Source organism: Microbacterium sp. F51-2R, from assembly GCF_052180235.1.
Lineage (GTDB): Bacteria > Actinomycetota > Actinomycetes > Actinomycetales > Microbacteriaceae > Microbacterium.
Window position 1 is genome coordinate 3,254,388 of the sequence record NZ_CP197470.1, and the last position, 24,510, is coordinate 3,278,897.

Genomic DNA, 24,510 nt, shown 5'->3' on the forward strand with positions numbered 1-24,510 from the left:
GCGACGGAGCCCTCGCCGCGGCATCCATTCCCGTTCAGCGGAAGTCTTCACGACGCACTGTCTCGCGCTTCGTAGCGTGGCCTCACCCACCCGACAGGAAGGCAGACGATGACGTCCGAATCACTCGCTGCGGCGATCACCCGCGCGGGCAGCCCCGTGGAGCTGTTGCGCAACCAGAACTGGCCTGCATTCACGTTCCCGGTCGCCCCAGAGTTCACGAACTGGCGCGACGAGCAGCGCGCGTGGAACACGAGCGTCGCGCTCATGGATCAGTCCCACCACATGACGCAGCTGTTCCTGCACGGCGCCGATCTCCTCCCGATGCTCGAGTCGATCTCGCCCAACACGTTCGGGACCTTCCGCCCGGGCGTGGCCAAGCAGCTCATCTCCGTCAATCAGGACGGCTATCTCATCGGCGACGGCATCCTGTTCTACAACTCCGAGGGGCCCGAGGGCCTCGTGCTCGTCGGCCACCACATCCTGATCGACTGGGTGCGCTACAACGCCGAGAAGGCCGAGGCCGCGGGCAAGGACGTGCACCACCGCCTCGAGGCGAACTCGCACATGCGCCAGGGACCGCCGACGTTCTACCGCTACGAGCTGCAGGGACCCCACGCCAACGAGGTCATGGAGAAGCTCTTCGGCGGACCGGTGCCGGAGGTGAAGTTCTTCCACATCGCCGACTTCACGATCGCGGGGCGCAACGTCAAAGCCCTGCGCCACGGAATGGCCGGTCAGCCCGGCTTCGAGTTCTTCGGCCCGTGGGAGGACAACCAGGTCGTCCTCGACGCGATCCTCGAGGCGGGTGCCGGCTACGACATCCGTCGCGTGGGCGCCAAGGCCTACTCGGCCACACCCCTCGAGTCGGGATGGGTGCCCACGCCCTTCCCCGCGATCTTCGACGACGACTTCGCCGAATACCGGGAGTGGCTGCCCGCGTCGCGTGCGGGCTCGGTCGGCGGATCGCTCTTCTCCGAAGACATCCACGACTTGTACATGACCCCCTACGACATCGGACTCGGCAGGTCGGTGCGCTTCGACCACGACTTCCACGGCCGCGCGGCCCTTGAGAAGCACGCCGAGAATCAGAAGCGCCGCAAGGTCACGCTCCTGTGGAATGCGGAGGATGTCGCGGCCGTCGTCCGCTCGCAGCTCGAGCCCGGCACGCCGGCGAAGTTCCTGGACTTCCCCAAGGCGCGGTACGGCCTCTACCAGATGGACGAGGTCGTGCAGGGCGATCGTCGCGTCGGGATCTCGACCGACGCCGGGTACATCGCCTTCGACCAGCTGTACATGTCGCTCGCGACGCTCGACACCGACATCGCCGACGGCGAGGAGGTCGAGGTCGTGTGGGGCGAGGATCCCATCTCGAAGAAGGACTCCGTCGACGCCCATCACCGCCAGGTGCGCATCCGCGCGACGGTCGCGCCGGCGCCATACCACGAGTGGGCTCGGACCGTCTATCGCGCGAACGGCTGACGCGTTCTCATGCCGACCCCGATTCCTCTCAACGGAATCGGGGTTAGCATGGCGCGGGCGAAGGAGGCCGGGGTGGCGCGAGGGTCGGACGGCGAATCGGTCCTGCACAAGCATCTGCGCGTGCTGGATGCGTTCGATGCGCTCCGCCCCTTCCTGACGTTGACGGAGATCGCGGATGCCGCGGGCCTGGCGCTCTCGACGGCTCACCGGCTCGTGGCCGAGCTGGAGCGGGAAGGCCTCCTCGAGCGGATGCCCGATCGCACCTACCGCCTCGGCGTGAGGCTGTGGGAGTTCGCCTCGCGAACCCCCGGAGCCCTCGGCCTGCGGGAACTCGCCCGGCCATGGCTCGGCGCCGTGCACGCGCGGGTGCGCCAGCACACGCAGCTGGGCGTGCTGAGCGGTCGCGACGTGCTCTTCATCGAGCGGATGTCGACGCGCGACGCCGTCCTGAACCTCACGCTGATCGGGGGCCGGACTCCGCTCCCGGTCAGCTCGAGCGGCCTCGTGCTGCTCGCGCACGCCGCGCCCACTCTCGTCGACGAGGTCATCGCGGCCGGCTGGCCGGCCTACACGCCGCACACGATCCGCCCCGGCGCGCTCCGCGACAAGCTCCGCCACGTCCGCGCCGACGGGTTCGCCGTGTCGGACGGGCAGATCCACGCCGAGTCGCGCGGCATCGCGGTGCCCGTCTTCGGCCCGCACGGCGCCGTGTACGCGGCCGTCGGCGTCGTCATCGCGAACGACGGCACATCGCCGCAGCCGGCGGTCGAGCTGCTCACGGTGGCAGCGGCGGGCATCACGCGGGCGCTCGAAGAGGCCTACCTGCCCGACGGCGGGGGCGCCGTCCGTGACGGCGTCGGCGGGTTGCGTGCGCTCGTGAGCAGCTCCCAGCGCTCGCTCGACTACTTCGCCTCCCTCGACGCGGCGCCCTGGCCGACCGGCGGCTAGGGTGAGCACTCGATGACGACGATCGCGATCCTGGGCCTCGGCGAGGCGGGGCGCCACTACGCCCGGGGGCTCCTCCGGGCCGGCGCTGAGGTGCGCGGATACGACCCGCACCACGTCCTCGGCGACCCCGATGTGCGCCAGCTCGACGACCTCGCCGACGCGCTGGCGGGGGCCGAGGTCGTCGTGAGCCTCGTCGGGGGGCAGGCTGCGGCATCCGTCGCCCGAGACGCCCTCCCGCTCGTGCCCGCGTCCGCCGTCTACGCCGACCTCAACACGACCACGCCCGAGCTCAAGCAGGAGATCGGTGCGCTCGCCTCAGCGCGGGGGATCGCGATGGCGGATGTCGCGGTGCTCGCGCCCGTGCCGCGTGCGGCGCACCGCACGCCCCTCCTCGCCAGCGGCGCGGGGGCGGTGCAGCTCGCCGAGCGCCTCGCCCCTTTCGGGGTGCCGATCACCGTGATCGACGGCGGCCCGGGTCAGGCCGCGCGACTCCGCCTGCTCCGCAGCGTCTTCATGAAGGGGCTCGCGGCGCTCGTGATCGAGGCCGACACCGCCGCCCAGGCAGCGGGCGCCGATGGATGGCTCCGCGGCCAGATGGCGGCGGAGTTCGGACCCGACGGCGAGGCGCTCATCGAGCGGCTCCTCACCGGCACGCGCCAGCACGCCGTACGGCGCGAGCACGAGGTGCGCGAAGCCCTCGCGACTCTCGAGGCGACGGGGGCGCCGGCCGACATGACGCGCGCGACCCTCGCCTGGTTCGAGCGGATCGTCGCCGACCGGCAGAGCTGATCGCGCCGCGACCTCCCGATCCCGGGTGCTGATCGGTGGTGATCGAACGGCCGAACCGAGGGATCGTACGCGACACCGACCGCCCGCACAACGAAGCGCTCATTGGACGGAAGTCGCGTTGCACCTCGTCCACAGACCTGGAAGCGTGCGAGCCCCGCCTCAGTGCGGCCATCCCCCCACGCGAAGGAGCGTCGATGAACTCAACGATGAAGAGGCTGGCGACGGTGTCGATCGGCATCGTGGCAGCCCTGATCATGACGGCGGGAGCGTCACCCGCCTCGGCCGCCTCACCTGTCCGCGGCGGCGGGGTGCTCACTGCGGGACAGTGCGCCGCTCTGGTCGACCTCACGATTCCCGCCAAGGCGATCGACCTGCCGACGAACGGTGCCGACATCGACACCGCCGTCTGGGACGCAGCCGGCGGCTACTGCGCCGTGACGGGCTGGATCCGAGCCGTCAGCGCACCTCAGGACATGCAGTTCCGGGTCAACCTGCCGGGCTCCTGGAACGGCCGGACACTTCAGTTCGGTGGAGGCGGCTTCGACGGCTCCCTCGTGACGGCCACGGGGCTGTACACGGCGCAGCCCTCGGGTTCCCCGACCGCCCTCTCGCAGGGGTGGGTCACACTCGGCTCGGACGGCGGACACCAGGGCGGTCCGGGGTTCGACGGACGCTTCCAGCTCGACGAGGAGCTGTTCCTCAACTACGGGCAGTGGTCCGTCAAGAAGGCGCATGACGCCGCATACGCGGTCATCGACGCCGCCTACGGGGTGGACCCCACGTGGTCGTACTTCATCGGCGGGTCGCAGGGCGGCCACGAGGCCCTCGACGCTGCCGCGCGCTACCCGAAGGACTACGACGGGGTGGTCGCGAACTACCCTGCGTACAACGTCACCATGATGCACGTGGGGGCGGTGAACTTCCGCGATGCGCTGCTGCTCGAAGGCGGGGCCGGGCACCTGAACTCTGCCGAGACGGCGACGATATCGAACGCGGTCTATGCGACATGCGATCCGCTCGACGGCGTGACGGATGGGCTCATCAGCAATGTCAAGGGGTGCGACGAGGCATTCGACATCCAGACGCTCGCGTGCCCCGCGGGAGTCGATCCCGCGACGGTCGACGCGTGCCTCTCAGACGTCGAGATCGAGGCGGCCGTGAAGATCACGACCGACTACGACCTGGGCATCGACATCGAGGGCAACTCGACCTTCGCCCGGAGTGCGCTGTTCGAAGGCGCTCTGTATCAGGGCTTCGCAGGCTTCGGCTCGGGGCCGCAGTCGCAGGGCCTCCAGTTCCAGGTGTTCGATGCGACCATGCGGTACGGCGTCGCCGGGAACCCCCCGGGCTTCGATCCCTACACCGTCGACCCGGTGGACTACGCCGACCGCGTGCAGGAGGTCGGCGAGATCATGGATGTCACCGACGTCTCGCTCAACCAGTTCCGAGCGCACGGCGGCAAGGTGATCATGACGCACGGCACGATCGACGACTTCATCACGCCCCACAACACGGAGCTCTACTACTCCTCGCTGCAGGATGAGTTCGGCAAGCGCCTCGCGTCCTTCCTCAGGTTCTACGAGGTGCCGGGCTGGGGCCACGGTCAGGGGCTCTTCCTCGCGCAGTACGACGGGCTGAGCGCGATCGTGAACTGGGTCGAGCACGGCATCGCCCCGTCCGGCCTCGTCGCCCGCGACGGCAACGCCGGCGCGGATCGCACGCGTCCGATGTGCGAATACCCGTCGTGGCCGCAGTACAAGGGCTACGGCTCGGTGGATCAGGCGAGTTCCTACGCCTGCGTGACGGGCTGAGCTCGGGCGCATCGCCGCCGAAGGGCTCCGGCATCGAGAGGATGTCGGAGCCCTTCCCCGCTCCGGAGCGAGCCCCAGGAGCCGCGGCGTCAGTCCTTGCGGTAGTTCTCCCGCGCGAAGGCCGAGTAGGGGGCGGGGTAGACGGTCGCTCGGATCTCGATCTGGCGGTGCGGCTCGACGGCGGGCTTGGTGGAGTTGGGCTCCTCGCCCCAGATGACCGTCACCTCGGTGCCGGGCTCGGCGTGCGCGGCGTCGAGCGATGCGAGCGAGGCGAACACCTGCTCGCCGGTGATGTAGCCGGCGTCGTGCGAGATCCCGACGTCCTGGCCGTCGACGAGCACGCGGTCGACCTGATAGACGCCGTAGCGGGCCTTGGGGAAGTCGATGTACTTCGCGGGCGTCCCGGGCTCGTAGAGGGAGCGCTGCGCGGCGGCGACGTCCTCGGGGTTCCAGACGAGCGTGACCTTCTGCCGCTGCGCTGCCGCCGCGTGCCGCTCGAGCGCAGCGCGGCCGACGAAGTCGTGGTCGAACGCGACGCTGCGGCCATAGCCCAGGTCGTACGGCGTGAGGTAGTAGTCCTCGACGTCGTCGGAGGCGAAGCTGCCGGCGAGCGAGCCGACGCGGTTCGCGGGGAGCCACTGCAGGTACTCGGCCGAGCCCTCACCCGTGAAGATCGCGGGGAACGGCGAGGGCACCCACGCCGACTCCAGGTTCGCCGAAGAGTATGCCTTCGCGCCGACGCGCACGAGCCCGAACTCCTCGCCGGCCGCGAGGATGGCATCGCGCACGCGCTCGCCCTCCTCCCACGGGCCGAACAGCTCGAAGCCGGGCTGTCCCGCCATGCCGTGGCGGAGCGAGCGGACCTCGAGGCCGTCGATGGTGAAGGTCGCCATGTGGAAGAACTTCGTCGGCGGGACGGGCCCTCCCGTGAGCTTCTCCATGAGCGCGAGGGCGTTGGGGCCCTGCAGCTCGTAGCGATAGAGCTTCGGCGGCACGCCCGCCTCCCGCATGAGGGAGTTGGCGTCGCGCTCGAAGGTGACGTCGTAGTCGCCGGTCTCGCCGAGGTACTGCACCCAGTCGAGCACCATGAACCACCCGACGAGGTCGAAGACGTCCTCCTCGAGATGGAAGAGGATCGCGTCGCCGATGAGGTAGCCCTCGTGGTTCACGGCGACGAACTGCTTCGCACGGTCGACCCCGAAATTCTCGAACGAGTTGACGCCCGTGTCGCGCAGCAGCCGCAGGGCGTCGGACCCGGAGATGAAGAGATCGGTCATGTGGTGCGACTGGTCGAGCAGGGCGACCGTCTTGCGCCACGACAGCTGCTCGGAGCGCCAGTTCGTGAACTCGGGCGTCACGGGGAAGATCGTCGGCCGCGCCTGGGCGTTGCGCAGCAGTTCGACGGCGCTTCCGGCTCGGGCGATCGCGTCGGCGGCGGACTCGGTCATCACAGAACTCCTTCGTTCACAGGGGGACGGATGCCGGGGCATCCGTCACGGCACTCTGTCCATGGTAGTTACCGCTGGTTCTTTGAAAAGGGTTGAGCGATAAGCTCTGCTTATGATTGCCGAAGCAGTTCTAAGTCGCGCGGTGGTCGCATCGTGGACCTGAACCTCGTCCGCGTCTTCGTCGCGGTCTACGAGACGCGAAGCCTCACGACCGCGGCGGCGAGGCTGTACGTCACGCAGCCCGCCGTGAGCCAGGCGCTCGCCCGGCTGCGGCGCGAGCTCGACGACCCGCTGTTCGAGCGCGACGGCCGCGCGATGCGGCCGACGCCGCTCGCCGACACCGTCTACCCGGGGTTCCGGGACGCGATCGCCGGCATCGACCGGACGATCGACGCCGTGCACGCCTTCGATCCGTCGCAGTCGCAGCGGCTGTTCCGGCTCGCGCTGTCGGAGCTCGGCGAGATCGGCTGGCTGCCGGCGATCCTCGCGAGCATCCGCTCGCGGGCGCCGCACATGCGCCTGGAAGTCGTGCCGCTCGAGACCGGCGAGCTGCCGGACTGGCTCGCGCGAGGCACGGTCGACCTCGCCGTCACGACCTCCCACGTGCCGGGCGGGTTCGACCGGCGCCTGCTGAAGTCGCAGCAGTACGCCGTCGCGATGTCGGCGGCCAATCCGCTCGCGACCTCGACCCTCGACCTCGACGCCTACGTCGCGGCGCAGCACGCGACCGTCGGCGGAGATTCGGGCGGACCGATGCTCGCGGCGGCGCAGCGCCGCGCGGGGATCGTGGTCGAGCCCCAGGTCGCCCTGCGTCACATCACGACCCTTCCGCCCGTCCTCGCCGCCAGCCGCGACCTGATCGCGAGCGTCCCCGACACGATCGCGGCGGGATGGGCGGCCACCTGGCCGCTCGTCGTGCGCCCGCTGCCGTTCGAGATGCCGCCCGTGGAGGTCTACCTCTACCGGCGGGCGACGACGCAGCACACCGCCGCGCTGGACTGGCTCTACGCGACGGTCGCGCGTGCCGTCGAGGGGTCGTCGGGGCAGTTCTTCGTCATCCACGGCGATGCGCTCGCGGCGGCCCCCTCGGCGTGAGCCGCGCGAGCTGCCGGGGTCGTCGGCAGGAGCGGAGGAGGGGACGGATGCCGCGGCATCCGTCCCCTCCTCTGTAACCCCTCGGCGGCTTCGGTGGCCCGGAAGCCCGCCTGCGACCGCGAGTTGCCACTCGATGTGGCGACTCGGCGTCGAGTTGCGCGATCGACTGGCAACTCGACGCCGGCCCGGCCCGGCCCGGCCTACAGGGTCCCGGCGGAGCGCCAGCCGCCGTGGTACTCGAGACGCGCGGTCTCGGCGTACGGCACGGGGCTGACGACGGCCCGCACCGCGATCTGCTCGTGCGGCTCGACGGTCGTCTTGCGCGAGCCGCCGTTCGGCTCGCCCCAGACGACGCGCACCTCGGTGCCGAGCGGGATCTCGCGGTCGACGGTGGCCAGCGACAGGCCGCGCTTCTCGTTGGCCGTCACGCCCGTGAAGAGCGAGAGGCCCACGTTGGTGCCGTTGGCGTCGATCACGGCGTCGTAGTTGGACGAGCCGTAGTTCGCGTTCGGCAGGTCGAAGAACTGGTAGCCCGGGCCTTCGCGGTCGATGACGCTCGTGAGGATCTTGGCGAGGTCCTCGTCGTTCCAGGCGAGGGTGACCTTCTTGCGCTGGGTCTCGGGGTCGAGCTTCTCGAGCGCGTCGCGGCCGATGAAGTCGTGGTCGAACTTGACGAACGAGCCGTAGCCGAGCTCCCACGGGGTCAGGTAGTAGTCCTCGATGTTCTGCGAGACGAACGAGCCCGCGAGCGCGTTGATCGCTTCGTAGCTGTTCGCAGGCAGCCACTCGCGATAGGCGCGCTCGCCCTCGCTCGAGTAGATCGCCGGCAGGGGGGAGGGGATCCAACCCGACTCGAGCGTGTTCGACGAGTAGGCGCGGGAGCCGCAGGGCTCGATGCCGAAGTCGCGACCTGCCTCGAGGATCGCGTCGCGGATCTTGCCGTGCTGCTCGTAGGGTCCCCAGAGCTCCAGCCCGGGAGCGCCGGCCATGCCGTGGCGGAGCGTGCGCACCTGCTCGCCGGCGATCTCGAGGACGCCCATGTGGAAGAACTTGACCTGCTCGACGGGGCCGCCGGCGAGCTTCTCGATGATCTGCCAGGCGTTCGGGCCCTGGATCTGGAAGCGGTAGTACTCGCGGTGCACGGCCTGGCCGTAGGGGCGCGACGGCGAGCGGTCGTCGTAGCGGAATTCGACGTCGTAGCCGCCGGTCTCGGCGTGGAACTGCAGCCAGTTGGCGGCGGGGGCGCGACCGACGTAGACGAACTCGTTCTCGGCTTCGTGGAAGAGGATGCCGTCGCCGATCACGCCGCCGTTCGAGGCCGTCGGCACGAACTGCTTGGCGGTGTTGACGGGGAAGTTCGCGAAGCTGTTGATGCCGGTCTCGCGCAGGAGGCGCAGCGCGTCGGGACCCGAGACGAAGAAGTTGACCATGTGGTGCGTCTGGTCGTACAGCACGGCGGTCTCGCGCCACGCCTTCTGCTCGCGGCGCCAGTTCGTGAACTCGGCCGGGACGACGGGATAGATGTACGTGCCGAGCTGCGAGTCGCGAAGCATCTCGACGACATTGCCCTTCTCGTCCAGGAGCTCCTGCAGATTGCGTGCCATGACGGCCCTCGACTTCCTTGTCCGTGGTGGTGAGGTCTGCCCGGCATCGTACGCATGGACAAATACCTATGTCCAGAGGGATTGCCGGTCGCCAAGATTGTAAACATAATCTTGACCAATGCGCTAGAGGTGTGCTTCGCTGGCCTTGCCGACGATCGATGCCGACGGCGGCCTCCGCCCGCCTGCGGGCGGCCGACTTCTAAGGAGCACGATGCCCGACAACGGTTCCGCGATGCTGGTCGTGAGCGCTCATGCGGGCGACTTCGTGTGGCGCGCCGGGGGAGCGATCGCCGCCGCGACGATGCGCGGTGAGCGCGCCGTGGTGGTGTGCCTCTCCTACGGTGAGCGCGGCGAGTCGGCGAGCCAGTGGCTGCAGGGCAAGAGCCTCGCCGAGATCAAGGCCATCCGCCGCGAGGAGGCCTCGGCCGCGGCATCCGCCCTCGGCGCGGAGATCGAGTTCCTCGACCTGGGCGACTACCCGCTCGTCGAGTCGGAGGAAGCCGTCGCGCGCCTCGTCGACGTGTACCGGCGCGTGCAGCCGACCGTCGTGCTGACCCATCCGCTGGCCGATCCGTACAACGGCGACCACCCCGCCGCGGCCCGCATGGCGCTGCAGGCGCGCGTGCTCGCGCAGGCCATCGGCGTCGCGAACTCCGACGGGTCGTTCCCCTCGAAAGACAACATCATCGGCGCGCCGCCCGTCTTCTTCTTCGAGCCGCACCAGCCCGAGCAGTGCGACTTCAAGCCCAACGTCCTCCTCGACGTCACCGACGCCTTTCCGCGCAAGCGCGCCGCGATGGAGTGCCTGCCCGCGCAGAAGCACATGTGGTCGTACTACACCGACCTCGCCGTCCGGCGCGGCGTGCAGGTCAAGCGCAACGCGGGCCCGAACCTCGGACTCGCGCACGAGACGATGGGCGAGGCCTACATGCGGTACTTCCCGCAGGTGACGGGCGTGCTCGAATGAGCGCCCGACCCGTGATCGTCACCGACATCGAGCGAGCGGATGCCGCGACCGTCGACGCCCTGGCGGTCCACGGTGTCGCGACCGTCCACGAGGCGATGGGCCGGACGGGACTGGTCGATCCCGGCATCCGTCCCATCCAGGACGGCGTGCGGATCGCGGGTTCCGCCGTCACGATCCTGTCGTGGCCCGGCGACAACCTCATGATCCACGCGGCGATCGAGCAGTGCCAGGCGGGCGACGTGCTCGTCATCGCGACGACCTCCCCGTCGACCGACGGCGCGTTCGGCGACCTGTTCGCGACGGCGCTTAAGGCGCGGGGCGTGCGGGGGCTCGTCACGACGACCGGAGTGAGGGATGTCGCGGACCTCCGCGCGATGGGCTTTCCGGTGTGGTCGCGGGCCGTCCACGCGCAGGGCACCGTCAAGGCGACGCCCGGCTCGGTGAACGTGCCGATCGTCGTGGCGGGGGCGACCGTCCAGCCGGGCGATGTCGTGATCGCCGATGACGACGGGGTCGTCGTCGTGCCGCGCCGCGAAGCGTCCGCCGTGCTCGAAGCGGCCGACGCCCGCGTCGAGAAGGAGGCCGCCGACCGCGAGGCGTACGGGTCCGGCGCGCAGCTCAGCCTCGACCGCAAGGGCCTACGGAAGACCCTCGCAGATCTCGGGGTGAGCTACATGACCCAGGCGGAATACGACGATGGCGGACGCTGACCAGGCCCTCTTGGCGCCCGTGGCGGCGGCCGTGGCGGCGGCGGTGCGCGACGGCATCCGCTGCATGCTCATGCGCGGCGGCACCTCGAAGGGCGCCTACTTCCTCTCCGGCGATGTGCCGGCAGACGCCGCAGTTCGAGACGACCTGCTGCTGCGGATCATGGGGAGTCCCGACCCGAAGCAGATCGACGGCATCGGTGGGGCGCACCCGCTCACGAGCAAGGTCGCGGTCGTCTCCGCTTCGCCCGAGCCCGGCATCGACATCGACTACCTCTTCCTCCAGGTCGTCGTCGACGAGCCGGTCGTCAGCGACACGCAGACCTGCGGCAACCTCCTCGCGGGCATCGGCCCGTTCGCGCTCGAGCGCGGCCTCGTGCCCGCCGGCGAAGGCGAGACGACCGTGCGCATCCGGCTCGTGAACACGGGGGATGTCGCGACCGCCCGCTTCCCGACCCGCGACGGCCGTCCGGACTACGCCGGCTCGCAGGCCATCGACGGAGTGCCGGGCATGGCCGCGCGCATCGAGCTGGAGCTCACGTCGGGCGGTCGGCCCCTGTTTCCCACCGGCCGCGTCGCCGACGAGGTCGCGGGCCACCGCGTCACCCTCATCGACAACGGGATGCCCGTCGTGCTGCTGCGCGCCGACGAATTCGGCGTGACCGGCGACGAGAGCCCCGCCGAGCTCGAGGAGCGGGTCGACCTCCGCGCCGAGGTCGAGGCCGTCCGGCTCGCCGCCGGCGAGCTCATGGGGCTCGGCGACGTGTCGGAGCAGACGGTTCCGAAGATGTTCCTCCTCTCGCCCCCGCGGGCCGGCGGCGCGATCTCGACGCGCGCGTTCATCCCCTCGCGCGTCCACTCCTCGATCGGGGTGCTCATGGCGGCCTCGGTCGCGGCGGGTATCAGCATCCCGGGCGCCGTCGGCGCCGACCTCGCACAGCTGAGCGGTGCGGAGACCATCGAGCTGGAGCATCCGTCCGGCTCCTTCCCCGCGCGCGTGCGCGTCTCGCAGTCCGCCGACGGCACATGGTCGGCGAGCTCGACCTCCGTGCGCACGGCGCGCAAGCTCTTCGACGGGGTCGTCTTCCCGCGACCCTGATCCGCCCTGATCCGCGACCCTGATCCGCCCGCTTCCGATCCGCCCACCTGGACATCCCGCCCGTCAGAGAGGACACCCGATGACCGACCAGACTGCTTTCGACGTCGCGCATCTCGCGAACGTCGAACTGCTGACCCCCGAGTTCGACAAGAGCCTGTGGTTCTTCCGCGACCTGCTCGCGATGCGCGTCGTCGCCGAGAAGGGCGACTCCGTCTACCTGCGCACGTGGGACGAGTACCAGCTCTACACGATCAAGCTCACCGCGTCGGATGCCGCGGGTGTGGGCCGCACCTCGTTCCGCGCGTCGTCGCAGGAGGCGCTGGAGCGCCGCGTCGCCGCGATCGACGCGCTGGGTCTCGGCGAGGGCTGGGTCGACGGCGAAGTGGGCACCGGACCGACCTACGCGTTCCGCGACCCCGACGGGCACGCGATGGCGATCTTCTACGAGACCGAGCGGTACGTGGCATCCGACGAGGACCGCCCCGCTCTCAAGAACCAGGCCTCCGCGTTCCCCGGCCGCGGTGTGAACGCCCGCCGCCTCGACCACATCAACTATCTGGCGAAGGATGTCGAGGCCAACGGCGAGTTCCTCGCGCAGGCGCTCGGCATGCGCGAGTCCGAGCGGATCCGCCTGGACTCGGGCAAGTTCGCGGCCTGGTGGTTCCACTTCAGCCTCAAGTCCTACGACGTCGTCTACTCCGACGACTGGACGAAGCACGGCAACCGCCTGCACCACATCGCGTTCGCGCCCGACACCCGCGAAGACATCCTGAAGGCCGCCGACATCTTCCTCGAGAACGGCATCCACATCGAGTCCGGCCCGCACAAGCACGCGATCAACCAGACGTTCTTCCTCTACGTGTGGGAGCCCGGCGGCAACCGCATCGAGTTCGCCAACGCGGGCGCCCGCCTGCTGCTCGACCCCGATCAGCCCGTCGTCGAGTGGTCTGAGCAGGAGCGCAAGAAGGGCCAGGCGTGGGGGATGAAGACGATCGAGACCTTCCACACCCACGGCACCCCGCTCGTCTGACCCGCCCCACGTCGGCGACGACGGCGGGAGACGCGAGACGCCCCGGACTCCTCGGAGTCCGGGGCGTCTCGCGTACGCTCTCGGGGACTACTTCCAGACCTCGGCGGCGATGTCGACGACGGAGCGGATCTTCGCCCACTGCTCGTCCTCGGTGAGGACGTTGCCCTCCTCGGTCGAGGCGAACCCGCACTGCGGGCTCAGTGCGAGCTGCTCGAGCGGAGCGAACTGAGCGGCCTCGGCGATCCGCTGGCGCACCAGCTCGGGGTCTTCGGGCTCGCCCGTCTTGGTCGTGATGAGGCCGAGCACGACGATCTGGTCGCCCTCGGGGAGGAAGCGCAGCGGCTCGAACCCGCCCGCGCGCTCGCTGTCGTACTCCAGGAAGAAGCCGTCGTACTTGGTCTTGCCGAGGAGCTGCTCGGCGACGGGTTCGTAGCCGCCCGACGAGATCCACGTCGAGCGGAAGTTGCCGCGACACACGTGCGTCGTGATGACGAGGTCTTCAGGCTTGCCGTCGAGGATGCGGTTGAGCAGCGTCGCGTAGCGCTCGGCGATGCCGTCGGTGTCGAGGCCGCGCTCGCGCGCCTTCTCGAGCTCGACGTCGCTGCAGAGGTAGGCCCACGCGGTGTCGTCGAACTGCAGGTACCGCGCGCCCGCGTCGTAGAACGCCTGCCACGCGTCGCGGTACGCCTGCACGAGGTCGTCGGTGATCGCGGCGTGCCCGCCCGGGTAGGCGACGGGGTCGATGTGACCGGGTTCGACGCGGAAGTCGAGCACCGTCGGCGCGGGGATCGTGAACTTCGCGGTGACGCCCGCGGCATCCGCCTGCTCCTTCAGGAAGCGGAAGTGCGCGAGGAAGGGGTGGTCGTCGGTGAAGCGGATCGGTCCCGAGATGTGTACGCCGCGCGGCTTGGTCTGCACTCCCTGGAACTGGATGCCGTGATCGAGCTCGACGATCTCGACGCCCTCCAGGAATCCGAAGAAGTCGAAGTGCCACCAGGAGCGGCGCAACTCGCCGTCGGTCGCGAGCTGCAGGCCCGCCTCCGTCTCCTTCGCGACGAGCTGGGCGATCGCGTCGTCCTCGACGGCGCGGAGCGCCGCCGTGGAGAGGTCGCCCTCCGCGTGCTCGTGCCGCGCCTCGGCGACGGCTGCCGGTCGAAGGAAGCTGCCGACGATGTCGGCCCGGAACGGGGCGCGCTGACGGACGGATGTCGAGGCGGAGTGGGTCACCCGGCGATCGTAATCGCAGAGGGCGCCGTGCGCCGAGCACACCGTCACATGCCGTCACCGTCCCTCGTCGGCGGCCGTGTCGGACCCCGGCGTTAGGGTTGTTCGGTGCCCGCCCCCGTGATCGATGCCCGCAACCTCGTCAAGGCCTACTCGTCGAAGGGCAAGCCCGACTTCCTCGCCGTCGACGGCCTGTCGTTCGAGGTCGCGCCGGGGGAGTCGTTCGGTCTTCTCGGGCCGAACGGGGCGGGCAAGTCCACCACGATGAAGATGATCGGCGCCGTGTCGACGCGCACGCGCGGCGACCTCACGATCCTCGGCCTCGACCCCGATCAGTACGGCCCCGAGATCCGCTCGCGCCTGGGGGTCGTCCCTCAGCAGGACAACCTCGACGGCGAGCTCAACGCCCGCGAGAACCTCTTCATCTACGGCCGCTACTTCGGACTGCCGGCCAAGGTCTGCCACGAGAAGGCCGACGAGCTGCTCGGGTTCGCGCAGCTCGAAGACAAGGCCAAGGCGAAGGTCGATCAGCTCTCGGGCGGCATGAAGCGGCGCCTCACGATCGCCCGCGGCCTCATCAACGACCCCCGCATCCTGCTGCTCGACGAGCCGACGACAGGCCTCGACCCGCAGGCCCGCCACGTGCTGTGGGACCGGCTCTTCCGGCTGAAGGAGCGCGGCACGACGCTCGTGCTCACGACTCACTACATGGACGAGGCCGAGCAGCTGTGCGACCGCCTCATCGTCGTCGACAAGGGCCGCATCATGGCCGAGGGCACTCCGGCTTCACTCATCCGCCAGCACTCCACGCGCGAAGTGCTCGAGGTGCGCTTCGGCTCCGACCGCAACCAGGAGGTCGCGGGACTCCTGCACGGAATCGGCGACCGCGTCGAGGTGCTTCCCGACCGCATCCTCATCTACGCCGACGACGGCGAGGCGGCCCTCGAGCGCATCACCCGCCAAGGCCTGGAGCCGCTCACGTCGCTCGTGCGCCGCTCCTCGCTCGAAGACGTGTTCCTCCGTCTCACCGGAAGGACGCTCATCGAATGAGCGACGACGCTTCTGCGGCCCGCGGGCCGGTCGAACCGCCGACGCCGCGGCACGAGGGAGCGAGGACCGCCACCGTCGTGCCGCCCTCGCTCGACCAGCTGCGCGCCGAGGCGATGGAGTGGGGGCGCAAGCCGCGCCGCCGCGGGACGCTGTACGTCACCGAGCACATGGTGCGGGCGATGCGCGCCTACGGCTGGACGATCATCATCAACGCGCTCGGCCAGCCGATCCTCTACCTCCTCGGGCTCGCCGTCGGGCTCGCGGCGCTCATCCAGGCGCCCATCGACGACCGCGGCCAGGAGGTGCCGTACCTCGTCTTCGTCGCGCCCGCGCTGCTCATGACGGCGGCGATCGCCGTGGCATCCGAGGAGTTCACCTACCCGGTGATGTCGGGCTTCAAGTGGCGTCGCTACTTCTACGGGTTCAACGCCTCGCCCATCGCGTCGCCGCAGATCGCCGGGGGCGTCATCGGCGGCGCGGCCGCGCGCATGGGCGTGACGGTCGTGCTCTACTACCTCTTCATCTGGATCTTCTTCGCGGCGCTCTATCCCTCACAGACCAACCCCGCCACGGCCTGGCTCATGATCCCGATCGGCATGCTCGCGGGCCTGTCGTTCGGCATCCCGCTGATGGCCTACGCGGCGTCGATCGAAGACGACAGGGGCCAGTTCGCGCTCGTGCAGCGGTTCATCTTCATGCCGATGTTCCTCTTCTCCGGCACCTTCTACCCGCTGACGAACCTGCCGCTCTGGCTCCAGTGGATCGGCTGGATCTCGCCGCTCTGGCACGCCTCCGAGCTCGGCCGCGCCGTGACGTACGGCGATCTCTCGTCGCCCCTGGTCTGGATCAACGTCCTGTACCTGCTCGCCCTCATCGTCGGCGGCTACCTCGTCGCCCGGCGCGTCTTCACGAACAGGCTCGCGAAATGACCGCGGTGACGACGACGACGGATGCCGCGCCCCGCCGCGGCAGCGTGAGGGCGCTGTGGTCGGGCAATCCCTTCGCCGTCGTGCAGCGCGGTCTCATCGCGGCGCGCTCGTCGAGCTGGGTGGTGGTGTTCTCCGGCTTCTTCGAGCCGGTGTTCTACCTCGCGTCGATGGGGCTCGGCCTCGGCAAGATGATCGGCGACGTGCAGACGTCGGGCGGCGTGGAGGTCTCGTATGCGGCCTTCATCGCGCCGGCGCTGCTGGCCGTCTCGGCCATGAACGGCGCGATCTACGACTCGACGTGGAACGTGTTCTTCAAGCTCAACTACGGCAAGCTCTACGAGGGCATGCTCGCGACCTCGCTCGGACCCCTCGACGTGGCGCTCGGCGAGATCCTCTACGCACTGCTTCGCGGACTCCTGTACGCGACCGGATTCCTCATCATCATGCAGATCCTGGGGCTGAACCTCGCGTGGACGGCGATCCTCGCCATCCCGGCCGTCCTGCTCATCGCGTTCGGGTTCGCGGCCCTCGGCATGGCGGTGACGAGCTACATGAAGACGTTCCAGCAGATGGACTGGATCAACTTCGTGCTGCTGCCGATGTTCCTCTTCTCGGCGACGCTCTACCCGATCACGGTCTACCCCGAGTGGGTGCAGACGGTGGTCATGGCGTTCCCGCTGTGGCACGCGGTCGAGCTGATCCGCGGCCTCACGACGGGGGTCATGAGCCCCGACATGGGCTGGCATCTGCTCTACTTCGTCGTCATGATCGCCGTCGGCCTCGTCTTCACCACGAAGCGGCTGCGCGCCCTCTTCCTCGACTGAGGGCCGCCCGGAGCACGGCCGGCGACGCACGCACGGGCCCGCACCGGCGTACCGAGCGCGACGGCCGGCGACGTCCGCGCCGCCCCGCACCGGCGTAGGAAAAGACACCGGCGTAGGACGATCCGAGGCCGAATCGTCCTACGCCGGTGTCTTCTCCTACCTCCGTGGAGGCGACGCGCTGTCGCCGGTGCAGGCGGGGGCGGGGCTAGTTCAGTGCAGGCGGGGCGCGCCTACCCCTGTGAGGGCGGGGCGCAGCGCGGGGTCAGCGCCAGAGGACCGCGATGCCGGCGTTGACGAGGGTGAGTACGCCGATCGACCAGAAGATGCCGCCGGGCACCGATCCGGTCTTCTTCTGGCGGCCCATGCCGATCCCGAGGAGGGCGCCGATGACGAGCAGGATGACGAGCTTGACGCCGATCTTGACGTAGTTCAGGTCGTACTCGATCCCCCACGGGGCGGCGAGGGCGAGGCCCGCGACACCCGCGATGGCCAGGCCCCACTCCATGAGGCGGGTCACCTGGCGGCGACGGCTGACGGCCTCGACGACCCAGGCGCCGAACAGGATGGCGAAGCCGACGAGGTGGACGAGCAGGACGACGTGGCGAAGGATCTCCATGCCGTCAGCGTACCTTACGCACTACTGAAGGTGAGTTCGCGAGCGGCGCACCTGTCTCGATCCCGAGCGATCAGAACCCGGCAGGCCGCCGACGGGACTCGCGCAGCTCGCGGAGGACGAGCGCCGTGCGCACCGCGGCATCCGCAGCCTCGGCACCCTTGTCCTCCTTCGAGCCCTCCAGACCCGCCCGGTCGATGCCCTGCTGTTCGTCGTCGAGAGTGAGCACGCCGAAGCCGACGGGCTTGCCCGTGTCGATCGCGACCCGCGTGAGGCCGTCGGTGGCCGCATTCGAGACGAAGTCGAAATGCGGGGTGCCACCGCGGATGATCACGCCGAGCGCCACGACCGCGTCGGCCCCGGCATCCAGTGCCGCCTTCGCAGCCACCGGCAGCTCGAACGATCCCGGCACGCGGACGAGCTGCCACGACGCGTTCGCGGCGTCGAGCGTGCGCTGCGCCCCGGCGATCAGGCCGTCGGTGATGACCTCGTGCCACGTGCCCGCGACGATGACGATCTCGAGGCCGGTCGCGTCCGTGCCTCCGACGATCGGTGCTCCCTTGCCGCTCATGCTTCGGCTCCTCCGCTCACGTGCGACTCCTTCATCTCGGCCAGGGCGGCGGCGAGCTCCTGCTCGTCGATGAGGTGGCCCATCCGGTCGCGCTTGGTCTCCAGGTACTGGTGGTTGTTCGGACCGACGCCCACCAGGAGCGGGACCTGCTCGACGATGTCGAGGCCGAGCTCGCGCAGCTGGTTGACCTTGTCGGAGTTGTTCGTGAGCAGACGCACCCGCTCGATGCCGAGGTCGGCGAGGATGCCGGCCGCGGCGGCGTAGTCGCGTGCGTCGGCGGGGAGGCCGAGGGCGAGGTTGGCGTCGACGGTGTCGAGACCGCGCTCCTGCAGGCTGTAGGCGCGCAGCTTGTTGATGAGGCCGATGCCGCGCCCCTCGTGACCGCGCATGTAGACGACGACGCCGCCGTCCTGCTCGATCGCGTCGAGGGCCGCCTCGAGCTGCGGGCCGCACTCGCACTTGAGCGAGCCGAACGCCTCGCCCGTGAGGCACTCCGAGTGCACGCGGACGAGGGGGGCCTCGTCGCCGATCTCGCCCGAGACGACGGCGATGTGATCCGTGCCCGTGATGCGGTCCTTGTAGGCGAGGAAGCGGAAGCTGCCGTGCGACGTCGGCACGTTCGCCTCGGCCCGGAGGCTCACGCGGCGCTTGTGTGCGGCATGGGGCGACGACTCGACCGGTTCGGTCGCCTCGAGGTGGGCGACGATCTGCTCGATCGTGATGACGGGCACGCCGTCCCGCTCGCCGAGCTCGAGGAGGCCGGGAAGGCGCATCATCGAACCGTCTTCGGCGACGACCTCGGCGATGGCGCCCACGGGCTTGAGCCCCGCCAGGCGCATGAGCTCGACGGCCGCCTCGGTGTGGCCGCCCCGCTCGCGCACGCCGCCGTCCACGGCGCGGAGGGGGAGGATGTGGCCCGGACGGATGACGCTCGCCGGCGTCGACTCCGGATCGGCGAGCACGTTGAGGGTGTGGGCGCGATCGGTCGCGCTGATGCCCGTCGAGACGCGGTCGGCGGCATCGACGCTCACGGTGTACGCGGTGCCGCGGGCGTCCTCGTTGACGGCGACCATGGGCGGCAGATCGAGGCGGTCGGCCCATTCGGCGGGCATCGGCGCGCAGATGAAGCCGCTCGACCACCGCACGGTCCACGCGACCCATTCGGGGGTCGCGAGCTCCGCGGAGAGCACGACGTCTCCCTCGTTCTCGCGATTCTCGTCGTCGGCGACGATGACGGGACGCCCGGCGCGCAGCGCCTCCAGCGCGTCGGGGATCGTGGCAAGGCTCATCGCGAGCCTCCTTCCGTGGGGGCGGCGAGGGCCGCGGGGGAGTTCGGTGCGTTGGCGGGTGCGGCCGGTGCCGTGAATGAGCCGTCGCGGAGCGCGGGTGCGGCCGGAGCCGCGAAGGAGCCCTCGCGGAGCGCGGGTGCGGCCGGAGCCGTGAACAAAAGAAGCCGCTGCACGTGGCGGGCCAGGATGTCGGTCTCGAGGTTGACGACGTCTCCCGCGCCGCGCGCGCCGAGCGTCGTCGCCTCGAGCGTCTCGGGGATGAGCGAGACCTCGAACCACTGCGCGGGCGAGGAAGCAGGGCTGACGGCGCTCACGGTGAGGGAGACGCCGTCCACGGCGATCGATCCCTTGTCGACGACGAGCGGGGCGTGATCGGCGGCCAGCGAGATGCGCAGCACCCGCCACTGCTCGCCGCGGCGCACCTCGAGCACTTCGCCCGTGCCGTCGATGTGCCCCTGCACGATGTGTCCGCCCAACCGGCCGTGGGCGCGCGTCGCGCGCTCGACGTTGACCGCGAGCCCGGCGGCGACCTCGGCCAGCGTCGACATGTCGAGGGTCTGCTTCATGACGTCGGCGGTGAACCAGTCCTCACCCTGGTCGACGACGGTCAGGCACACGCCGCTGATCGAGATCGAGTCGCCGTGCGCGGCATCCGATACCGCCTGCGGGGCGCGAACCGTGAGGCGCACGCCGTCGCCCGAAGGCTGCACATCGGTCACTTCGCCGATCTCTTCGACGATTCCCGTGAACATCAGTCGTCTCCTTCTTCCTCTTGCCTGCCGCGACCCGCTGTCACCGGCGCCGCGCGGGGCGCCGGCCGGGGCGAGGCGATGACCAGCAGGTCATCGCCGAGTCGTTCGACGGATGCCACGTCCAGCCGCCGCGCATCGCCGATCGTCGCGACGCCCACGTCGCCCAGCGAGAGCCGGTCTCCGCCGAGCAGCACGGGCGCGACGTACGCGAGCACCTCGTCGACGAGCCCCGCCCGCACGAAGGCGCTCGCGAGGGTCGGACCGCCCTCGACGAACACCCGCTGCACTCCGCGTCCGCGGAGGTCGGCGAGCACTGCGGCGAGGTCGTCCCCGCTGTACTGGAGCAGGGGGAGAGGATGCCGCCGCACGGCCGCGTCGTCGGGCACGCGCCGCACGCCCAGCACGACGGGCTGGGGCTGGTGTTCGAGCAGCGAGCCCGAAGCATCCCGAGCCGTCAGTGCCGGATCGTCGGCGAGGACGGTGCCGGTGCCCGCGACGATCGCGTCGGCCAGGGCGCGCCGGCGGTGCACGTCTGCGCGCGCTTCGGGCCCCGTGATCCATTGACTCGAGCCGTCGGATGCCGCAGCCCGGCCGTCGAGGCTCTGCGCCCACTTGACGGTGACGTGCGGGCGCCCGAGCCGCTGCACGGTGAGCCACGAGTCGAGAAGATGGGTGGCCTCGCCGGCGAGGAGCCCGGCCTCGACGTCGACGCCGGCGGCCCGCAGGCGATCACCGCCGCCGGAGGAGTGGTCGCCGGGATCGGGGATGGCGTAGACGACCCGCGCGACGCCGGCCTCGATGAGGGCTTCGGCGCAGGGGCCTGTGCGGCCGGTGTGGTTGCAGGGCTCGAGCGTCACGACCGCGGTCGCCCCGCGGGCCTGGCCCTGGGCAAGGCGCGAGAGGGCATCGACTTCGGCATGCGGCGTGCTCGCCCCCCGATGCCAGCCTTCGGCCAGTACGCGTCCGTCGGGCGAGAGCAGCACGGCGCCCACCTGCGGGTTGATCCCGCGGGGGCCGTTGAGGGCCACCGTCAGCGCGCGTCGCATCGCGTCGCGTTCCGCGTCGTTCGCCACTTCTCGTCCGTCTCCTGCCTCGCGACAGCGCCGGGGCAAGGGGAAGCAGCGGCACGCTTGCGCCGCTCGTGCTGCCTCCCATCCGGACTCGCAGCTTGCGCTGCATCACCGTCGGTCCCGGAATTCCACCGGATCGGCGTCGGCGTCCGGTCCGGAAGGGAACGGATGCCTCGGCTCGCGGACTTTCACCGCCGGTTCGGATTCTCACCGACCCCGGAGCACGTCGATGCTCTCGAGTGTAGTAAACGCGCCCGCCGGGGATTCATTCCTTGACATGCAGCGACTCGTCGCCGCCCCGCATCGACTCGTCACCGTCGGGACCGGTCCCCTCCAGGAGGGCTCGCGCCGTGGCCTCGTCGAGCACGAGATCCGTCGCCGTCTCGGCCGCCAGGGCGCCGCGCAGGCTCGCGAGCTTCGAGACCCCCGAGACGATGCACAGGCGCCGCGGGACGCTGCGGATCACCTCGAGGTTCGGGCCCGTCGCACGTTCGTTCAGCGCGATCCCGTCGCTGGAGCCGTCGGCGCGGAAGAACACGGTCGCGATGTCGCCCACGACACCCTCCTCGGCGAGCTCGGCGAGCTCCTGGCTCTCGAGGTACCCACCGCTGTAGACGTGGCTCGGCACGCGCGATCCCGCCGACCCGGTGCTGAAGACGACGAGATCCATGCCGCGCTGGATGTCGAGGATGCGGCGGGTGCTGCGCTCCCGCCACATCGCCTCGCGCGTGCGCGGATCGTCGAAGAACGCCGGGACGGGGAACTGCTGCGCGGTCCCGCCGTACGCCGCCGCGAACCGGCTCAGGATCTCGCTCGCGTAGAGGAGGCCCGTCGTGCGGGTATTGCCCGAGCCGTTGAGCTGGACGAACGTCGTTCCCCGCACGGATTTCGGCACGAGATGACGGCTGACGGCGTCGGTGGTCGATCCCCACGCGACGCCGACCGTCATGTCGTCGTGCATCATCTCGAGCATCGCGTGCCCGGCGGCGATCGCCACCCGCTGCAGGCGCTCCATGTCACCGGCGTCGTCGGGCACGGGGACCACCTGCGCGAGCACGCCGAAGCGCTCGGCGAGGCGCTCTTCGAGCCGTTGCGGCGCCGCGAACGGCGAGCGGATCCGGATGTCGACGATCCCCGTCGCCCGTGCCGCGCTGAGAAGGCGCGAGACGGTCGAGCGCGAGGTGCCGAGCTCCTGCGCGATCGCCTCCATCGTGCGGTCCTGCACGTAGTAGAGGTGCGCCGCCGTGAGGGCGCGGGCGATCGTCTCCCCGTCGATGAGCTGATCCATGCGTCCAGTTTGCACATATGTGCAGGACGGCTGCAATACCGTCCATCGATGTCATGATGGAGGCACGGAACGACGGATCGGGAGGGCTGCCATGACGGCGTCGAACACAGAGCGAGGGATCGGCGGTCTCGCCGCGCGCCCGCAGGCCGAAGTCCTCATCATCGGCGGCGGCATCAACGGCCTCGCAACGTTCCGAGAACTGGCCCTCCAGGGGGTCGACGTCGCGCTCGTCGAGCGAGGCGACTTCGTGAGCGGCGCCTCGTCGGCGTCGTCGCACATGATCCACGGCGGCATCCGCTATCTCGAGAACGGCGAGTTCCGCCTCGTCCACGAGGCCGTGACCGAGCGCAACGGACTGCTGCGCATCGCGCCGCACTACGTCCGTCCCCTCCAGACGACGATCCCCATCTACAGCACCTTCTCGGGCGTGCTGAGCGCCCCCTTCCGCTTCCTCCGTCACGGCGGTGGCAAGCGCAGCGAGCGCGGCGCCCTGCTCATCAAGATCGGGCTCGTCATCTACGACTCGTTCTCGCGCAACGGCGGGCGCGTTCCCGCCCACACCTTCCACGGACGCAAGAAGTCGCTCGTGGCTCTGCCGCAGCTGAACCCGAAGGTCAAGTACACCGCGACGTATTGGGATGCCTCGCTCCGCGACCCCGAGCGTCTGGCACTGGACGTGCTGCGCGACGCCCTCGAGGCCGGCCATGGCAAGGCCCGCGCCGCCAACTACACCGCCGCGGTGGGCGTCGACGGCGGACGCGTGGTGCTCCGCGACCTCGAGACCGGCGAGGAGACGCCATTCTCGGCATCCGTCGTCGTGAATGCATCCGGACCCTGGACCGACATCACGAACTCGGCGATCGGTCACCCCACGACGTTCATGGGCGGCACGAAGGGCTCGCACATCGTGCTCGACAACCCGGAGCTGCTGGAGGCGACCGCCGGCCGCGAGCTCTTCTTCGAGAGCAGCGACGGGCGCATCGTGCTCATCTACCCGCTCCGCGGGCGCGTTCTCGTCGGCACGACCGACCTCGAGCACGACATGGGCGACCCGATCGTCTGCACCGAGGACGAGGTCGACTACTTCATCGACCTCGTGGGCCAGGTGCTTCCCGATGTGCCGGTCGACCGCTCGCAGATCGTCTACCGCTTCTCGGGCGTCCGCCCGCTCCCGGGCCACGGCGACGTCGCCGCCGGCTTCGTGTCGCGCGACTACCGCATCGAGTCCGCGCCCCTCGCGGACGGGTCGGGCACCACCGTGCTGAGCCTCGTCGGCGGCAAGTGGACGACGTTCCGCGCCTCGGGGGAGCGGCTCGCCGACCACGTTCTCGACCTCCTCTCGCGGTCGCGCCTGCGTTCGACCAAGGGCCTGCCGATCGGCGGCGGCCGCGGCTACCCCACGAGCGAAGCGGCGCGCCGGCAGTGGCTCGCGACGCACGAGGGAGGCTTCGGCATCGAGCGCGCCGAGACCCTGCTGGATCGCTACGGCACGGTCGCGGCCGACGTCATCGAGGCGATCGCCGATGACGAGGACGATCGCGCCCTGCGCACGCTTCCGGACTACAGCACGGGGGAGCTGCGCCACCTCGCGCGGACCGAGGCGGTCGTGCACCTCGACGACGTGCTGCTGCGGCGCACGAGCCTCGCCTTCGTCGGCGCCGTGACGGAGGAGTCGGCCGCCGAGGTCGCCGAAGCCATCGCGCCCGTGCTCGGCTGGAGCGTGCGCCGGCGCCAGGACGAAGTGGAGCGCGCGCTCGCCCGCGTGCACGCTGCCGATCCCAGCTGGCCGGTCGCGGCCCGGCCCACGCGCTCCGAGGCTCCGGACGCCGCGTCAGCGGTCCGCGGGCAGGGCGTGGGGACCGTTCCCGCCGAGCAATAGCCTGACCACAGCCCTCCCCGGGTGACCGGGCGGGCTTCTCGATG

21 protein-coding genes, 1 pseudogene and 1 riboswitch are annotated in these 24,510 nt (G+C 70.2%); of the genes and pseudogenes, 13 read left to right on the forward strand and 9 right to left on the reverse strand.

All coding sequences use genetic code 11. From position 1 onward, the window contains the following. The first annotated feature begins 108 nt into the window (after positions 1 to 108). The 4 genes from ACSBPH_RS14240 to ACSBPH_RS14255 all read left to right on the forward strand — a co-directional run bounded on the left by ACSBPH_RS14240 (position 109) and on the right by ACSBPH_RS14255 (position 5,027). Complete coding sequence (locus ACSBPH_RS14240) at positions 109 to 1,479, forward strand: aminomethyl transferase family protein (protein ID WP_442574974.1); 1,371 nt, start codon at positions 109 to 111, stop codon at positions 1,477 to 1,479. Positions 1,480 to 1,551: 72 nt separating this feature from the next. Continuing rightward, the gene (locus ACSBPH_RS14245; protein WP_442574975.1) at positions 1,552 to 2,427 is read left to right on the forward strand and encodes an IclR family transcriptional regulator; all 876 of its coding nucleotides are present in this window, start codon (positions 1,552 to 1,554) and stop codon (positions 2,425 to 2,427) included. Positions 2,428 to 2,439: 12 nt separating this feature from the next. After that, positions 2,440 to 3,216, forward strand: coding sequence for a DUF1932 domain-containing protein (locus ACSBPH_RS14250; protein ID WP_442574976.1), 777 nt, complete (start codon positions 2,440 to 2,442; stop codon positions 3,214 to 3,216). 194 nt (positions 3,217 to 3,410) lie between these two features. After that, positions 3,411 to 5,027, forward strand: coding sequence for a tannase/feruloyl esterase family alpha/beta hydrolase (locus ACSBPH_RS14255; RefSeq protein ID WP_442574977.1), 1,617 nt, complete (start codon positions 3,411 to 3,413; stop codon positions 5,025 to 5,027). Between the two features lie 89 nt (positions 5,028 to 5,116). Here the strand turns inward: ACSBPH_RS14255 and ACSBPH_RS14260 are convergent, their stop codons facing one another. Further along, positions 5,117 to 6,475 carry an aminomethyl transferase family protein gene (locus ACSBPH_RS14260; RefSeq protein ID WP_442574978.1) on the reverse strand — a complete coding sequence of 453 codons (1,359 nt, stop codon included), beginning with the start codon at positions 6,473 to 6,475 and terminating at the stop codon, positions 5,117 to 5,119. A 153-nt stretch (positions 6,476 to 6,628) separates the two neighbouring features. On the opposite strand from ACSBPH_RS14260, the gene ACSBPH_RS14265 reads away from it, so the two are divergent. Then, entirely contained in the window at positions 6,629 to 7,570 is a 942-nt protein-coding gene (locus tag ACSBPH_RS14265) for a LysR family transcriptional regulator (RefSeq protein WP_442574979.1), read from the forward strand. 200 nt (positions 7,571 to 7,770) lie between these two features. On the opposite strand, the gene ligM is transcribed toward ACSBPH_RS14265, so the two are convergent. Next, positions 7,771 to 9,174: a vanillate/3-O-methylgallate O-demethylase gene (ligM, locus tag ACSBPH_RS14270; protein ID WP_442574980.1), complete on the reverse strand. Its 1,404-nt coding sequence runs from the start codon at positions 9,172 to 9,174 to the stop codon at positions 7,771 to 7,773. A 211-nt stretch (positions 9,175 to 9,385) separates the two neighbouring features. Between ligM and ACSBPH_RS14275 the strand changes: the two genes are divergently transcribed. The 4 genes from ACSBPH_RS14275 (at position 9,386) to ACSBPH_RS14290 (ending at position 12,977) form a co-directional block, all read left to right on the forward strand. Then, complete coding sequence (locus tag ACSBPH_RS14275) at positions 9,386 to 10,141, forward strand: PIG-L deacetylase family protein (RefSeq protein ID WP_442574981.1); 756 nt, start codon at positions 9,386 to 9,388, stop codon at positions 10,139 to 10,141. After that, on the forward strand, positions 10,138 to 10,851 hold the full coding sequence (locus ACSBPH_RS14280; RefSeq protein WP_442574982.1) for a 4-carboxy-4-hydroxy-2-oxoadipate aldolase/oxaloacetate decarboxylase: 714 nt from the start codon (positions 10,138 to 10,140) through the stop codon (positions 10,849 to 10,851). Before ACSBPH_RS14275 ends, ACSBPH_RS14280 begins: the two co-directional genes overlap by 4 nt. Then, positions 10,838 to 11,947 (forward strand): 4-oxalomesaconate tautomerase, encoded by a 1,110-nt coding sequence (locus tag ACSBPH_RS14285; protein WP_442574983.1) that lies wholly within the window; start codon positions 10,838 to 10,840, stop codon positions 11,945 to 11,947. The genes ACSBPH_RS14280 and ACSBPH_RS14285 overlap by 14 nt, the downstream gene beginning before the upstream one ends. A 79-nt stretch (positions 11,948 to 12,026) precedes the next feature. Further along, the gene (locus tag ACSBPH_RS14290) at positions 12,027 to 12,977 is read left to right on the forward strand and encodes a VOC family protein (protein WP_442574984.1); all 951 of its coding nucleotides are present in this window, start codon (positions 12,027 to 12,029) and stop codon (positions 12,975 to 12,977) included. Between the two features lie 87 nt (positions 12,978 to 13,064). Here ACSBPH_RS14290 and ACSBPH_RS14295 read toward each other — a convergent pair whose 3' ends face one another. Next, positions 13,065 to 14,204, reverse strand: a complete 1,140-nt coding sequence (locus tag ACSBPH_RS14295; protein ID WP_442574985.1) for a 5-methyltetrahydropteroyltriglutamate--homocysteine S-methyltransferase — start codon at positions 14,202 to 14,204, stop codon at positions 13,065 to 13,067. A 105-nt stretch (positions 14,205 to 14,309) separates the two neighbouring features. On the opposite strand from ACSBPH_RS14295, the gene ACSBPH_RS14300 reads away from it, so the two are divergent. From ACSBPH_RS14300 to ACSBPH_RS14310, 3 genes are all read left to right on the forward strand, one after another. Beyond that, positions 14,310 to 15,251 (forward strand): ABC transporter ATP-binding protein, encoded by a 942-nt coding sequence (locus tag ACSBPH_RS14300; RefSeq protein WP_442574986.1) that lies wholly within the window; start codon positions 14,310 to 14,312, stop codon positions 15,249 to 15,251. A 113-nt stretch (positions 15,252 to 15,364) separates the two neighbouring features. Further along, complete coding sequence (locus ACSBPH_RS14305) at positions 15,365 to 16,180, forward strand: ABC transporter permease (RefSeq protein WP_442577315.1); 816 nt, start codon at positions 15,365 to 15,367, stop codon at positions 16,178 to 16,180. After that, positions 16,177 to 17,004 (forward strand): ABC transporter permease, encoded by an 828-nt coding sequence (locus ACSBPH_RS14310; RefSeq protein WP_442574987.1) that lies wholly within the window; start codon positions 16,177 to 16,179, stop codon positions 17,002 to 17,004. Before ACSBPH_RS14305 ends, ACSBPH_RS14310 begins: the two co-directional genes overlap by 4 nt. 262 nt (positions 17,005 to 17,266) lie before the next feature. On the opposite strand, the gene ACSBPH_RS14315 is transcribed toward ACSBPH_RS14310, so the two are convergent. The 6 genes and pseudogenes from ACSBPH_RS14315 to ACSBPH_RS14340 form a co-directional block, all read right to left on the reverse strand. Continuing rightward, a complete protein-coding gene (locus ACSBPH_RS14315) occupies positions 17,267 to 17,620 on the reverse strand; it encodes a Fe-S protein (protein ID WP_442574988.1) in 354 nt (117 codons plus the stop codon). 70 nt (positions 17,621 to 17,690) lie between these two features. After that, positions 17,691 to 18,188 (reverse strand): 6,7-dimethyl-8-ribityllumazine synthase, encoded by a 498-nt coding sequence (ribH, locus tag ACSBPH_RS14320; RefSeq protein ID WP_442574989.1) that lies wholly within the window; start codon positions 18,186 to 18,188, stop codon positions 17,691 to 17,693. Then, positions 18,185 to 19,477 (reverse strand): GTP cyclohydrolase II, encoded by a 1,293-nt coding sequence (gene ribA, locus ACSBPH_RS14325; protein WP_442574990.1) that lies wholly within the window; start codon positions 19,475 to 19,477, stop codon positions 18,185 to 18,187. The genes ribH and ribA overlap by 4 nt, the downstream gene beginning before the upstream one ends. Positions 19,478 to 19,596: 119 nt before the next feature. Next, positions 19,597 to 20,229 (reverse strand): annotated as a pseudogene (locus ACSBPH_RS14330) (riboflavin synthase); the annotation flags it as partial. Further along, complete coding sequence (gene ribD, locus ACSBPH_RS14335) at positions 20,229 to 21,275, reverse strand: bifunctional diaminohydroxyphosphoribosylaminopyrimidine deaminase/5-amino-6-(5-phosphoribosylamino)uracil reductase RibD (protein ID WP_442577316.1); 1,047 nt, start codon at positions 21,273 to 21,275, stop codon at positions 20,229 to 20,231. The pseudogene ACSBPH_RS14330 and the gene ribD, both read right to left, overlap by 1 nt. Before the next feature lie 92 nt (positions 21,276 to 21,367). After that, a riboswitch (FMN riboswitch) is annotated at positions 21,368 to 21,527 on the reverse strand. Positions 21,528 to 21,564: 37 nt separating this feature from the next. After that, positions 21,565 to 22,587 carry a sugar-binding transcriptional regulator gene (locus ACSBPH_RS14340; protein ID WP_442574991.1) on the reverse strand — a complete coding sequence of 341 codons (1,023 nt, stop codon included), beginning with the start codon at positions 22,585 to 22,587 and terminating at the stop codon, positions 21,565 to 21,567. A 91-nt stretch (positions 22,588 to 22,678) separates the two neighbouring features. Between ACSBPH_RS14340 and ACSBPH_RS14345 the strand changes: the two genes are divergently transcribed. Next, positions 22,679 to 24,466, forward strand: a complete 1,788-nt coding sequence (locus ACSBPH_RS14345; protein ID WP_442574992.1) for an FAD-dependent oxidoreductase — start codon at positions 22,679 to 22,681, stop codon at positions 24,464 to 24,466. Positions 24,467 to 24,510: the final 44 nt, after the last annotated feature.

Excerpts from the sequence above, each read along its gene's own strand:
- ACSBPH_RS14250 (WP_442574976.1), top strand. The coding sequence starts at position 2,440 with ATGACGACGATCGCGATCCTGGGCCTCGGCGAGGCGGGGCGCCACTAC.
- ACSBPH_RS14305 (WP_442577315.1), top strand. The coding sequence starts at position 15,365 with ATGGAGTGGGGGCGCAAGCCGCGCCGCCGCGGGACGCTGTACGTCACC.
- ACSBPH_RS14275 (WP_442574981.1), top strand. The coding sequence starts at position 9,386 with ATGCCCGACAACGGTTCCGCGATGCTGGTCGTGAGCGCTCATGCGGGC.
- ACSBPH_RS14260 (WP_442574978.1), bottom strand. The coding sequence starts at position 6,475 with ATGACCGAGTCCGCCGCCGACGCGATCGCCCGAGCCGGAAGCGCCGTC.
- ribA (WP_442574990.1), bottom strand. The coding sequence starts at position 19,477 with ATGAGCCTTGCCACGATCCCCGACGCGCTGGAGGCGCTGCGCGCCGGG.
- ACSBPH_RS14345 (WP_442574992.1), top strand. The coding sequence starts at position 22,679 with ATGACGGCGTCGAACACAGAGCGAGGGATCGGCGGTCTCGCCGCGCGC.
- ribH (WP_442574989.1), bottom strand. The coding sequence starts at position 18,188 with ATGAGCGGCAAGGGAGCACCGATCGTCGGAGGCACGGACGCGACCGGC.
- ACSBPH_RS14240 (WP_442574974.1), top strand. The coding sequence starts at position 109 with ATGACGTCCGAATCACTCGCTGCGGCGATCACCCGCGCGGGCAGCCCC.
- ribD (WP_442577316.1), bottom strand. The coding sequence starts at position 21,275 with ATGCGACGCGCGCTGACGGTGGCCCTCAACGGCCCCCGCGGGATCAAC.
- ligM (WP_442574980.1), bottom strand. The coding sequence starts at position 9,174 with ATGGCACGCAATCTGCAGGAGCTCCTGGACGAGAAGGGCAATGTCGTC.
- ACSBPH_RS14315 (WP_442574988.1), bottom strand. The coding sequence starts at position 17,620 with ATGGAGATCCTTCGCCACGTCGTCCTGCTCGTCCACCTCGTCGGCTTC.
- ACSBPH_RS14255 (WP_442574977.1), top strand. The coding sequence starts at position 3,411 with ATGAACTCAACGATGAAGAGGCTGGCGACGGTGTCGATCGGCATCGTG.
- ACSBPH_RS14310 (WP_442574987.1), top strand. The coding sequence starts at position 16,177 with ATGACCGCGGTGACGACGACGACGGATGCCGCGCCCCGCCGCGGCAGC.
- ACSBPH_RS14280 (WP_442574982.1), top strand. The coding sequence starts at position 10,138 with ATGAGCGCCCGACCCGTGATCGTCACCGACATCGAGCGAGCGGATGCC.
- ACSBPH_RS14285 (WP_442574983.1), top strand. The coding sequence starts at position 10,838 with ATGGCGGACGCTGACCAGGCCCTCTTGGCGCCCGTGGCGGCGGCCGTG.
- ACSBPH_RS14290 (WP_442574984.1), top strand. The coding sequence starts at position 12,027 with ATGACCGACCAGACTGCTTTCGACGTCGCGCATCTCGCGAACGTCGAA.
- ACSBPH_RS14340 (WP_442574991.1), bottom strand. The coding sequence starts at position 22,587 with ATGGATCAGCTCATCGACGGGGAGACGATCGCCCGCGCCCTCACGGCG.